11 protein-coding genes are annotated in these 11,291 nt (G+C 66.3%); 6 read left to right on the top strand and 5 right to left on the bottom strand.

Features of this window, described 5'->3' with window-relative positions; translation table 11 throughout:
• Nucleotides 1-90 precede the first annotated feature (90 nt).
• Complete coding sequence (locus I71_RS18990; RefSeq protein ID WP_244433919.1) at nucleotides 91-1,218, top strand: serine/threonine-protein kinase; 1,128 nt, start codon at nucleotides 91-93, stop codon at nucleotides 1,216-1,218.
• A gap of 89 nt (nucleotides 1,219-1,307) precedes the next feature.
• On the opposite strand, the gene I71_RS18985 is transcribed toward I71_RS18990, so the two are convergent.
• On the bottom strand, nucleotides 1,308-1,877 hold the full coding sequence (locus I71_RS18985; RefSeq protein WP_012974050.1) for a peptidylprolyl isomerase: 570 nt from the start codon (nucleotides 1,875-1,877) through the stop codon (nucleotides 1,308-1,310).
• 209 nt (nucleotides 1,878-2,086) lie between these two features.
• Between I71_RS18985 and I71_RS18980 the strand changes: the two genes are divergently transcribed.
• Genes I71_RS18980 through I71_RS18965 form a run of 4 tightly spaced genes read left to right on the top strand, consistent with a single transcriptional unit; the run spans nucleotide 2,087 to nucleotide 6,463 of the window.
• Nucleotides 2,087-3,799 (top strand): YdbH domain-containing protein, encoded by a 1,713-nt coding sequence (locus I71_RS18980; protein WP_042696506.1) that lies wholly within the window; start codon nucleotides 2,087-2,089, stop codon nucleotides 3,797-3,799.
• 53 nt (nucleotides 3,800-3,852) lie between these two features.
• Entirely contained in the window at nucleotides 3,853-4,056 is a 204-nt protein-coding gene (locus I71_RS18975; RefSeq protein WP_244433918.1) for a YnbE family lipoprotein, read from the top strand.
• On the top strand, nucleotides 4,056-4,424 hold the full coding sequence (locus I71_RS18970) for a YdbL family protein (RefSeq protein ID WP_042696502.1): 369 nt from the start codon (nucleotides 4,056-4,058) through the stop codon (nucleotides 4,422-4,424). The genes I71_RS18975 and I71_RS18970 overlap by 1 nt, the downstream gene beginning before the upstream one ends.
• The gene (locus I71_RS18965) at nucleotides 4,421-6,463 is read left to right on the top strand and encodes a tetratricopeptide repeat protein (protein ID WP_042696501.1); all 2,043 of its coding nucleotides are present in this window, start codon (nucleotides 4,421-4,423) and stop codon (nucleotides 6,461-6,463) included. The genes I71_RS18970 and I71_RS18965 overlap by 4 nt, the downstream gene beginning before the upstream one ends.
• Here I71_RS18965 and I71_RS39885 read toward each other — a convergent pair.
• Together I71_RS39885 and I71_RS40625 are read right to left on the bottom strand one after the other, a co-directional pair.
• Nucleotides 6,454-6,909 carry a hypothetical protein gene (locus I71_RS39885; RefSeq protein WP_244433917.1) on the bottom strand — a complete coding sequence of 152 codons (456 nt, stop codon included), beginning with the start codon at nucleotides 6,907-6,909 and terminating at the stop codon, nucleotides 6,454-6,456. The two genes, I71_RS18965 and I71_RS39885, sit on opposite strands and share 10 nt — an antisense overlap.
• 142 nt (nucleotides 6,910-7,051) lie before the next feature.
• Nucleotides 7,052-7,180 carry a hypothetical protein gene (locus I71_RS40625; protein ID WP_280109898.1) on the bottom strand — a complete coding sequence of 43 codons (129 nt, stop codon included), beginning with the start codon at nucleotides 7,178-7,180 and terminating at the stop codon, nucleotides 7,052-7,054.
• A 172-nt stretch (nucleotides 7,181-7,352) separates the two neighbouring features.
• Here I71_RS40625 and I71_RS18955 point away from each other — a divergent pair, with 172 nt between their 5' ends.
• The gene (locus tag I71_RS18955; protein WP_042696499.1) at nucleotides 7,353-7,916 is read left to right on the top strand and encodes a D-glycero-beta-D-manno-heptose 1,7-bisphosphate 7-phosphatase; all 564 of its coding nucleotides are present in this window, start codon (nucleotides 7,353-7,355) and stop codon (nucleotides 7,914-7,916) included.
• On the opposite strand, the gene I71_RS18950 is transcribed toward I71_RS18955, so the two are convergent.
• On the bottom strand, nucleotides 7,876-10,275 hold the full coding sequence (locus tag I71_RS18950) for an LPS-assembly protein LptD (RefSeq protein WP_042696496.1): 2,400 nt from the start codon (nucleotides 10,273-10,275) through the stop codon (nucleotides 7,876-7,878). The two genes, I71_RS18955 and I71_RS18950, sit on opposite strands and share 41 nt — an antisense overlap.
• 155 nt (nucleotides 10,276-10,430) lie before the next feature.
• Nucleotides 10,431-11,291: saccharopine dehydrogenase C-terminal domain-containing protein (locus tag I71_RS18945; protein WP_042696495.1), on the bottom strand; the 861-nt coding region annotated here is incomplete at its 5' end.

Below are 11,291 nucleotides of genomic sequence, written 5' to 3'. Positions count from 1 at the left end.
TGACAGGGTGCGCCAGATGGCGACAGTCCCAGCGCCACCGCCTGTCTGCCAGCCGTCGTTCCCCCTGCGGTTCCGGCCGCCACAGTGCAGGTGGCGGGGCCGGTCACCGTCGATGCGGTGGCGCTTCAGGCGCAGGGGGGGGCGCGCAACGGGATGCGCGGAGCCGAGACGATTCTCCACCCGGCCAGCCAGCAACTGGCCGCCGCCGGCTCCTCCATGCCGCCGTCCCCGGCACCGAGGAGCGGGCCGGCGGCAAATTTGTGCCCGAGCTGCTATGCCCCCCATGGGGGCGCCGGGGCCTGCGGCAGCTGCGGCTTCCCCGCGAAGTCGGACAACCGGCCCGGCGTGCATCTGGTGCCCGGCACCATGCTGCATGGACGCTACCGGGCTGGGCGGGTGCTGGGGCAGGGTGGGTTCGGCGCCACCTATCTGGGTTGGGATGACCGGCTGCGGGTGAAGGTGGCGATCAAGGAGTATTATCCGGCCAACCTGATCGCCCGGATTCCGAACTCCCCGGCGGTATCGCCCTTTTCCGACGAGCATGCGGAGACCTTCGCCGCCGGGCTGGAACGATTCCTGGAGGAGGCGCGGACGCTGGCGCGCCTGCGCGACGTGCGTGAGATCGTCGGCGTCCAGGATTTCTTCGAGGAGAACGGCACCGCCTATCTCGTCATGGAGCTGCTGGAAGGCCGCACCATGAAGAAATATCTGACCGACTGCGGTGGCCGGATCGATGTGAAGAGAACCCTGTCCGTGGTGATGCCGATCGCCAAGGCGCTGCAGGCCATCCATGACCAGGGACTGATCCACCGTGACATCAGCCCGGACAACATCTTCCTGACCAATGGCGGCGACCGCAAGTTGCTGGATTTCGGCGCCGCGCGGCAGACCGCCCGCCCGGGAGAAGGGCTGACCGTGATCCTCAAGCCCGGCTATGCCCCACCGGAGCAATATTCCAACGAGGGGCGGCAGGGGCCGTGGTCCGACGTCTATGCGCTTTGCGCCACGATCTATCTGGCTCTGACCGGGCGCACCCCGCCCGACGCCACCGCCCGCTTCATGAACGACAAGGTGCCGAAGCCGTCCGAACTGGGGATTGCGCTGGTCCCCGGATTCGAAAAGGTGCTGCTGTCTGGGCTTTCCATGCGCTGGCAGGACCGGCCGCAGTCGATGAAGGATCTGCTGCGGGCCATGACCAACGCGCTGGCCGGCGGCTGAAGGGGAAAGTCTGAGCTGCGCAATCCCTGCACATGAAAAAAGGGACCGGCGAGCCGGTCCCCCTTTCCCGATCTGCTGGTGGAGCGACGTTACTTCACGTCGGCAGCGACCTGCATCTTGATGATCTTGTCCGGGTCGGTGACCTGACCGTTGCGGGACTGGCTGCCCTTCTTGATCATGTCGACGAACTCCATGCCCTCGACCACGCGGCCCCAGACGGTGTACTGGCGGTCCAGGAACTGGGACGGGGCGAAGCAGATGAAGAACTGGCTGTCGGCGCTGTCCGGATCCTGGGCGCGGGCCATCGACAGGGTGCCGCGGATGTGCGGAGCGCTGGAGAACTCGGCCTTCAGCTTCTTGCCCGAGCCGCCCATGCCGGTGCCGGTCGGATCGCCGGTCTGGGCCATGAAGCCGTCGATGACGCGGTGGAAGACGACGCCGTTGTAGAAGCCCTGGCGGGTCAGTTCCTTGATACGGGCGACGTGGTTCGGCGCCAGGTCGGGCCGCAGTTCGATCACCACGCGACCGTCCTTGAGGTCGAGGTAAATGGTGTTTTCCGGATCCAGGGCCTTCGCCTCCCCTTGAGAAACTGTAAAGAACGAGACAGTGAAGATTGTGGCGAACAGCGCCGCCAGCAACGCGCGGGTCCACCGCTTCATGCGAAACACTCCGATGAGCCGAAATCCGCGCAGCGGACCATAGGGGAAAAGTGCTGGAATGCAAAGCCGCGCTGGCGGGGAAGCCGAACGGCCGGCGCCTCTGTCGAAAGTTCCGCCAAAAGTCACGGATGACTGCCGCTCGTCAGGGTGTTCATCCGGGCGTGGACATGGCATGCCGATCCCGGCTTACAGGTAAGGAGGCTCAGGGCTTGAGGCTGGGACGGGCAATGGCGGGGACGGCGGCGGTCGTTCTGACGCTTGGCGTCGTCGGGCTGGGAGGTGCGATTCTGGCCGGACCGACGATCATCGGGACGACGGCGACGGAGTCGCTGCGCAGGGCCGGCTTGGCGGACGCCACGGTGACCGTCACCCGGATGCGTGTCGCCGACGGCTGGCGCGGCCTGCTGCTGGAATTTGCCGGCGACAGCGGTCCGCTGGAGACCGCAGCCAAGGCTCTGGACCTGCCGGTGGCCGGCCGGCTGGGCCTGACGGGCGCTATCGTCATCGGGATGGAAGGCGGGACGGTGACCATCACGTCCGCCGATCCCCCCTCAGGTCTCTCCACCGTTCCATCAACCGCTTGCCTGTCGGCAAAGACGGAGCGACTGGTGGTCTCCGGCCAGCATCTCGACCTGCCTCAGGGAGGCACAGTCTGTCCGGTGCAGGAGACGCCGCTGCTGCGCTGGTCGCCCAACGGCAACGGCATGGCCGTCGCGGCGGAGTTGCGGATACCGCGCATCGATCTCCAGGAAAGCGCCCTGCGCGCCGAGCAGGTAGCGCTGCGGCTGGATCAGGACGGGGCCGCGCGACGGGCGGCGGGCACCGTCGCGCGGCTGACCAGCATGGCGAAGCCGGCACCCGTGGTCCCGCTCGCCGTCACGCTGCGGGCGGCTCAGTCGGGAGAAGGACCCTGGACCATCGACGGTGGCGCCGAGGGGGCCAACGGCCTTCTCGACGTCACTCTTGTTGGCAGCTACGACCAGACGGGCGGCATTGGACGGCTGGAGGCGGTGACGAAGGCGATCCGTCTTGCCGAAAACGGTCCCGGCCTGGCGGCGATTTCGCCGCTTGCCGCTACTTTTTTTGAAAAGGCGTCGGGCACCTTGTCCGGCAAGGCCACGCTCGCATTGACCGACAAGGGGTTCACCACCGCGGGACAGGCGGTGGTGAAGGGCTTGGCGGGTGCCGCCGGGCCGGTGGTCGTCACCGGCGTCAACGGCACGGTTGCCCTGTCCAGCTTGTCGCCGCCTGTGATCCCGGTCGGGCAGAAGCTATCCATCGGCCTGTTGGATGTCGGCATTCCGCTGACGGACGGAACCCTGCTGTTCGGCTATGGCCGCGACGGTCGGCTCGACGTTGACCGCGCGGAATGGCGTTGGGCCGGCGGCACGCTGCGTGCCGATCCCTTCGAGCTGTCGCCGGAAAAGCCCAAGGGGTCTATCACCCTTCATGCCGACGGCATCGACGCCGCCAAGCTGCTGGAACTGATCGCCGTCGATGGGCTGGAGGCGTCCGGTACGCTGGCCGGCAGCCTGCCGGTGGTCCTCGCCGGTGACAAGGTCACCCTGCATGGCGGCGTGCTCGAATCGTCAGGTCCGGGAACGCTACGCTACGACCCCGCCCAGCCTCCTTCCGGCCTGAAAGGGGAGGAGGGCAGCCCGACCGCCATGCTGATGGGGGCGCTGACCGACTTCCGCTATGACACCCTGCGAATCACCATCGATGGCCAGGCCGGCGGAGAGCTGAGCGCCGGCTTCTCCCTGCGTGGTTCCAACCCGTCATTCTACGATGGCTATCCGGTTGTGCTTAACCTTAAGCTGTCCGGCGCGCTCGACCGGATTCTGCGCCAGAACCTCGACGTCTATCGGATTCCCGACACGCTGCGGGACCGGCTGACCGGCTCCGACCAGAAGGACCACTGACCGCCACCATGGTTATGAGATTTTCCAAAACCGGCCTGACGGCCGTCTTGCTGATGTCGGCTTTGGCCGCCGCCTGCTCTCCGACCGTCAGGATCGAGGCGCCCGACAAGCCCATCGAGATCAACCTGAATGTCAGGATCGAGCAGGAGGTGCGGGTCAAGCTGGAACGCGACGTCGACGACGCCATCCGCAACGACCCGGCCCTGTTCGGCCTTCCCGCCGATTCGACACCCACTTCTGCGAAGGGGAGGAAGTGATGACAAGCAAGTCCATCGACCGCCGCCGCTTCAACCGGCTTGCCCTGTCGACGCTGACCGCCTCCCTGCTGGCCGCAGCCTTGCCGCAACTGGCGTTGGCCCAGGACGCGCTGGCCGCCGCCAAGGCCGCCGGCCAGTTGGGCGAGCGCCCGGACGGGATGGTCGGGGTGGTCCCCGGTGCGCCGGCATCCGCCCAGGCCCTGGCTCAGCAGGTGAACGCCCAGCGTCTTGCCCGATATCAGGAGATCGCCCAGGGCAATGGCACGGCGCTGGACAAGGTCCAGGCGGTTGCCGGCCAGCAGTTGATCGAGCGCACCCCGACCGGTCAGTTCGTGATGACGGCCGCGGGCCAGTGGCAGCGCAAGTGACCGCGCCATCTGGTACCGGCAAGGGGGCCGTCGCCGACTTGCGCCGTCGTCTGGCCGGCAAGCCCGGCGACGGCGCGCTGCTGTCCGCCCTGTTCGCAGCCCTCGATACGCTGGGGCAGGCCGGCACGCCCGAGGAGGCGGTTGCCCGCTCCAATCTCGGCGAGGTGCTACGGCGTCAGGGGCGCCTTGCGGAGGCTGAGGCACATCACCGCAAGGCACTGGCCTGGCTGCCCGATTTCGGAGGCAACCACTATAACTGGGGCGTGACGCTGCAGGCGCTCGGCCGCAAGGCGGAGGCCGCCACGGCTTATGGCGAGGCCGCCAGGCTGATGCCCGGCTACGCGCCGGCGCCCTGTAACCAAGGTGTCCTTCTGCGCGAGATTGGCCGGCTGGAGGAAGCGGAGGCCGCGCTGCATCGGGCGGCGAAGCTCGACCCCGCTCTGGTCCCCGCCCGGCTGGCACTGGCTGTCCTGCACCGCGACCGCGGCGACCTCGATCGTGCCGCCGCCGGATTCCGCACCTGCCTGTGCCTGCGGCCCGATCTGGCGGAGGGGCATGCCAACCTCGCCCAGACGCGGAAGGACAGGGGGCAGCGCTGTGGTTCGGCGGAAGATGCCGCGGCGAGCATTGTCGGCTTCGAACGCGCTCTGCGCATCGGTCTTTCCGACAGCGGCGGGGTGCTGGCCCAATTGGTACAGCAGCGCCGCCATCTCTGCCGCTGGAGCGGGCTGGCCGCTCTGTCGGGCCGGCTGGTGGAGCTTGTGCGGGAAGGGCGGACGCAGCAAGCCAACCCCTGGATCTTTCTGGGTGAAGGGGCGGGACCGGCGCTCGAACGCGCCTGTGCCGAACGCTATTCCGGTTGGAAGACGCGCGGTATCCTGCCGGCCTTTCCCAACCGCACCGAGCGTGGGCCGAAGCTGCGCATCGGCTATCTCTCCGCCGATTTTCATGATCATGCGACCGCGGTGCTGATCGCGGAGCTGATCGAACGGCACGACCGCGACCGGTTCGAGATTGTCGGCTGCTCCTACGGGGTCGACGATGGCGGACAGCTGCGTCGGCGGTTGGTCGCCGGCTTCGACCGCTTTCTGGATTTGTCACCCCTGACCGACGAGGTGGCGGCAAGGCTGATCCACGAGGCTGGCATCGACATCCTGGTCGATTTGAAGGGTCACACCCAGAATGCCCGCCCCGGAATCGCCGCTCATCGACCGGCGGCGGTGCAGGCACAGTGGCTTGGTTATCCAGGCACGCTCGGAAGTCCGGCCATCGACTATGTCATCGCCGACCCGGTGGTGGCGCCGGCCGAAAGCCAGCGCTTCTACAGCGAGCGCATCGTCCATCTGCCAGACAGCTATCAGCCCAACGACCGGAGGCGCGCCATCGGGCCGGTGCCGGACCGTGCCGACTGTGGCCTTCCGGCCGAGGGCGTGGTCTTCTGCGCTTTCAACGCTGCCTACAAGATCGGGCCGGAGCTGTTCGGGCGCTGGTGCCGGATTCTGGAGCGCGTGCCAGGTTCGGTTCTGTGGTTGCTGGAAGGGCAGGCCGAGGTCGCGGTTAATCTGCGGCGCGCGGCAGGCGACCGGGGGATCGCGCCGGAACGGCTGGTTTTCGCCCCCCGTCTGCCGGGGCCGGAGCATCTGGCACGCCACCGGTTGGCTGACCTGTTCCTCGACTCAGGTCCCATCGGTTCCCACACAACGGCAAGCGATGCGCTGTGGGCCGGGCTTCCGGTGTTGACGGTCCCCGGGCGATCCTTTGCCGGGCGGGTCGCCGCCAGCCTGCTGCGGGCCATCGGAATGCCGGACCTGGCTGTTCAGGATTGGGAGGCTTACGAGGCGACCGCTCAACGGCTGGCAACCCAGCCTGCCGAGCTGGCGGCGTTGAAGCAGCGTTTGGAGCAGGCGCGGACAACAGCCCCTCTGTTCGACACCGACAGGTTCGCCCGAGCCATCGAAGCTGCCTATGCCACAATGTGGGACATCCACGCGGCGGGAGAGCCGCCGTGCGGGTTCGCTGTTCCGCTTCCTCAGGGATAGGCGCAGCGGTCGGCGGTTACCTCGACGAACGACCGCTGGGAAGCGGCGATGGTGAAGCGGTACTCGGCGTTGTCGACCACCAGCGACTGGTGCAGCGGCAACACACCGCTGACGGTGGTGCCCTTGCCGCCCATGCCGGTGATGCGGATGGTCACCGGCTGGCCGGGATCGAACCAGCTCTCGGCATTCCCCTGGGGATTGTGGGCCGACTGGCCTTCGCCGGTGACCGTGACGGTTCCGTTGCCGAAGGTCACCCCGCGCGCCCCGCCCTTCAGCAGCGGAGTGCTGAGCGTGAACCGCTTGGTGTCGGTTGGCTGGCAGTTGCGCGCAACCTGCGCCTGGGAGATGACGAAGGAGAGGCGGTTGGCGTCCAGTCCGCCCTTCAGCCGCTCCGCCACCAGTTGCGTCAGCTTTGCAAGGTCGCCTGTCGGCACTTCGCGCTGCAAGCGCCCCTCCACTTTGCTCGACGCGCGCCTTGAAGGTGCGCACGACGTTCTGCATCAGGCTGGCCAGCAGTTCCAGCTCGGCTTCGTGGCGTGACAGCGTGCCGATCTCCTCGCGCAGGGTCACGTCAGGGCCCTTCAGATGCTAGATCTCCATCATGTTGGAGAAGAGCCCGACGCCGAGCACGAATGCCGCCAGCAGCGCGAATTTGATGACGCCGGCCCGCACGCGTTTGCGGTACCGTCTTTCGTAGTCGTAACGTCCCAGGGTCATGATGTCGGTCGCGGCGGGCTGTCTCGTCGGGCCTTAATGGCTAATGGCAACGGCCAAGGGATGCAACCCCCTGGCCGCCGTCGATGGCTGTTGGACGTTGCCTCAACCGGTATGCCGCCGCATCCTGGCGCGGAGATTGAGGCCAAACCAACAAGGCAGCCGGAAGCGCACCATGGCTTACCCAGCTCTATTTCTGGACCGTGACGGCGTTGTGAACGTCGATCATGGACATGCGGTTACCCATCGCGAATTCGAGTTTATGGATGGAGTGTTCGATCTGACGCGGATGGCGATGGATCGAGGATATCGCGTTGCGATCGTCACCAATCAGGCGGGGATCGCCCACGGTGACTTTACCGAGAGCGAATTTCTCCAGTTCACTGGTTGGATGGTCGATGCTTTTCGGATTCGCGGGGTGGACATCGCGGGGGTTTTCCATTCCCCCTATCACCCGCAGGGACAGGTGCAGGCTTATGTCCGCGACAGCTTCTGGAGAAAGCCCTCTCCCGGCATGATTCTCGAAGCTGCACGAAGCCTCGGCCTGGATTTGTCGCGCTCAATCCTCGTTGGCGATCAAGTCACCGACATGCTCGCCGCAGCCAGGGCCGGCATTGGCCGGAAAATCCTGCTGGGTCAACAGCCTCAGCAGGCGGCCGACCACAATGCCAGCCACCTGCGGGAGGTTATACCCTTCCTCACTGGTTGGTCGAACCGCCCCCCAGGAATCCGGCACTGATGCCGGGGCTCTTGAATTCGCCGACATTCTTGAAGACCAGACGGAAGAAGATGGTGTTGCCGTCTTTTTCGCCGGTGGTGCTGATCGTGTAATCGCGCCGGGCAATCGTCTGGAACAGCAGGCACTCATCGCCATAGGTCAGCACCGCAAGGCTGGCGCGCGGACCCGGCTGGGGTTCCATGGCCTGGGTGTGGCTGATGCCGATGTTCCAGTGGTCGGTGAACTGCGAGGAAACACCGAAGCTTGCCTGCTCCACCCGGTTGCGGGTAACGGCGGTGCGGGAAGTGGTCTGGTCGACATAGGTGTAGGAGGTCGACAGCCGAAGCAGCGGGACGCCGGTCGAGGCATTCAGCGAGTGGCGGCGCGGGCGGAAGGTTTCGTGATCGACGCGGAAGCCGTAATTGACATCAAGCCAGTCGGCAGGCTGCAGGTCCAGTCGGCCGACATAGTCGGACACACGCTCTTCCAGGCCAGAATCGCCGGAGAATCCGGCGCTGCTGTCGCTCAGGCGGATGCTCTGGCCCAGGAACAGGCTGCCCGAGCCCTGATTGTAGCCGTAGATCGCGCCGCGCATGCCGTAGGTGAAGCGCATGCCGTCGTCCAGCCGGTCGATACCGGTGAAACGGTTCGGTTGCAGCAGGTTCACATCGTCGAACTCGACATCCTGGCTGTCTTCGTTCGGGAAGAGGCGACCGTTCGGCAGCTTGGGCGCGATGGTCAGCTGGCCGATCGGCTCCACCAGCTGGGAGGAGCTTTCGCCATAGCGGACGAACGGATAGCGGACAGTGGCCTGTCCCTGCGGGAAGAAGCGGAAGCGGCTGATGGTGTCGTCGCCACGGACCGTCGGGTCGTTGTAGTTGAACTGTTGCGCCTTGTAACCGGCGACCAGCACGCTGCCCGACAGGGTCGTCACAAAACCGGCGTTGGAAACGATGTTCCGTTCCCACCCCGGCTGAGCCATGACGCGCTGGGTGTCGGGACCGGCATTCTTGAATCGGGACACCGCCAGCAGGCTGGTGTCGAACGACCAGCGGCCACCCAGCAGGCTGCCGGGCTCGCCCAGCGCATTGTACTGCGCATAGGGCAGGGCGACGGGTTCGGAAATGGGATTCCCGTACCGCATGTCCTGGAAGCTGTAGCCGGTGATCGCCGCGTAGTTCCGGGCGCTGAAGCCTTCCACGAAGGCCTTGCTGGTCAGATAGTCTTCGCGGAAATCGTAGTAGCGGCGCAGGAAGGTCGGGTCGCTGGCCCGCTTGATGTCGAAGCCGGCGCGCCAGGTCTCGTCGATGTCGAACAGGCCGCGCGCCGCGACGTAACCGCGGGTGCGCGTTTCCTTCGGCACGATGGTGGTGTTGGCAACATCGCCGCGGGTGATGGCGCCTTCCAGTTCCAGACGCCCGCTCTCGAACCGCTTGCGGTACTGGCCGCCGAGCAGCGGCCCCTGCTGCGAGTAGTAGTGCAGGTCGAAGGTGGCGTCCTGGTCCGGCGCGATGTCCCAATAATAATGGGTCTTGAGGATTGCGCCGAGGTTGGAGTTGTTGCCGAAGGATGGCGTCAGGAAACCGCTCTTGCGGTCGACCGACGGATCGGGATGCGACAGGTAGGGCGTGTAGGCAACGGGGATGCCGAAGATCTCCATCGTCGCGTCGCGATAGCGGACCTCGTGCTCCTCGTTGTCGTGCACGATGCGCACGGCGCGGATCTGCCACAGCGGCGGACGGGTCGGGTCTTCCTTGCACAGGTCGCAAGGGCTGTAGACGCCGCGGTTGACGCGCGTCAGACGGCCCTCGCGCCGCTCGCCCTCGTTGCCGGCCATGCGGCCGTTGTCGGTCATCAGGACGCGGATGTTCTCGATGAACACGTCCTTCAGATCGTCGGTCAGTTCGGCGTAGTCGGCGAAGACGATGTCGCCCGACGGCTCCACCAGACGGATCTTGCCGGTGGCGGTGACCACCTTGGTTTTCTGGTTGTAGGTGATCTTGTCGGCGCGGACGCTGCGCTTGCCTTGGGCCAGCTCGACATTGCCGCTGGCGGTGACGACACTGTTCACCTCGTCGAAGGTGACCTGATCCGCCGTCAGAAGCACGGGCTCCTGCGTGGATTGGGCGCCGGTCGCGCCCGCCTGGGCAGCCGGAGCCGACGGTTTGTTGCCGGGAAGCGGTGTGCCGCTCGGTTTGGGCGCCGGCTTGGTGGCCGGTACCTGTTGGGCCGGCGATTGGGCGTGAGCCGCCTCCGGCAGGGCCAGATCCACGGCGGCGACCCCACACGCCACCATCAGCCCGACGATGCCGGAGCGCAGGATGGGGTTGGCGGCGATCGGAGCTTTGGCGCGGATGCGCCGGGAGACGTGCTTGGGCATGTCGGAACGATTGGGGGAAGCGAAAGCCCAAGTCAACGGTTTCAAGCCGCCTTGGCGGGCAATGTCACCGTGTCGCCGTGCCCCCTGTGGCAGCACTGCCGCAGCCGCCGCCGCCGGATCGGCGGCGAGGGCTGCGGCACTTCATGCGACGTCTCTCAAACCACCCGGAAGTTCTTGAACTGCCAGGGATCATCCTCGTCGATGTCCTCGGGGAACAGAACATTGCGGTCCTGCAGCGGAGTCCAGTCGCCATAGGCGCCGACCACCTCGCCGAGATAGGGGGTGGCGATGTCCAGCACCCGGCGGAAGTCCACCTCGTCCGGTTCGACCACGCCCCGATTCGGGTTCTCAAGAGTCCAGACGATGCCGCCCAGAACCGTGGAGGTCACCTGCATCGAGGTGGCGTTGTTGTAGGGCGCCAGCGTGCGCGCCTCCTCGATCCCCAGGCGCGAGCCGTACCAGTAGGCACCTTTGGGATGTCCCATAAGCAAGACGCCCAGCTCGTCCATCCCGCCGGTGATCTCATGCATCATCAGCCGCTGTTCGGCCTGCATGTTGAAGTTCTTGCCGGCCAGTTCATGCAGCGACATCACCGCATCGTCGCAGGGATGATAGGCATAGTGGCAGGTCGGCCGGTAGACGACCTCGCCGCCTTCGCGCACGGTGAAATAGTCGGAGATGGAGATCGCCTCGCTGTGGGTGATCAGGAAGCCGTGGAACGGCCCCTCCAGCGGGGTCCAGGTGCGCACGCGGGTTGCCGCACCCGGGCGCATCAGGTAGATGGCGGCGCCACAGCCGAATTCATGCTGGCGGCCATCGGACGGCAGGCCCTTCTCGTGCGTGCCCCAGCCCAGTTCTGCCGGCTGGCAGCCTTCGCTGACGAAGCCGTCGATCGACCAGGTGTTGACGAATTCGCCGATCTGCTTGGGCTGGTTCGACACCTGGGTGTCGCGCTCGGCCACATGGATTGTCTTGATGCCGAGAGTCTGCGCCAGCCGTCCCCAACCGTCGCGGTC

The organism is Azospirillum sp. B506, assembly GCF_000333595.1.
Lineage (GTDB): Bacteria > Pseudomonadota > Alphaproteobacteria > Azospirillales > Azospirillaceae > Azospirillum.
Note: the sequence above shows the minus strand (reverse complement) of the source record. Positions and strands in the feature narration are given on the sequence as shown.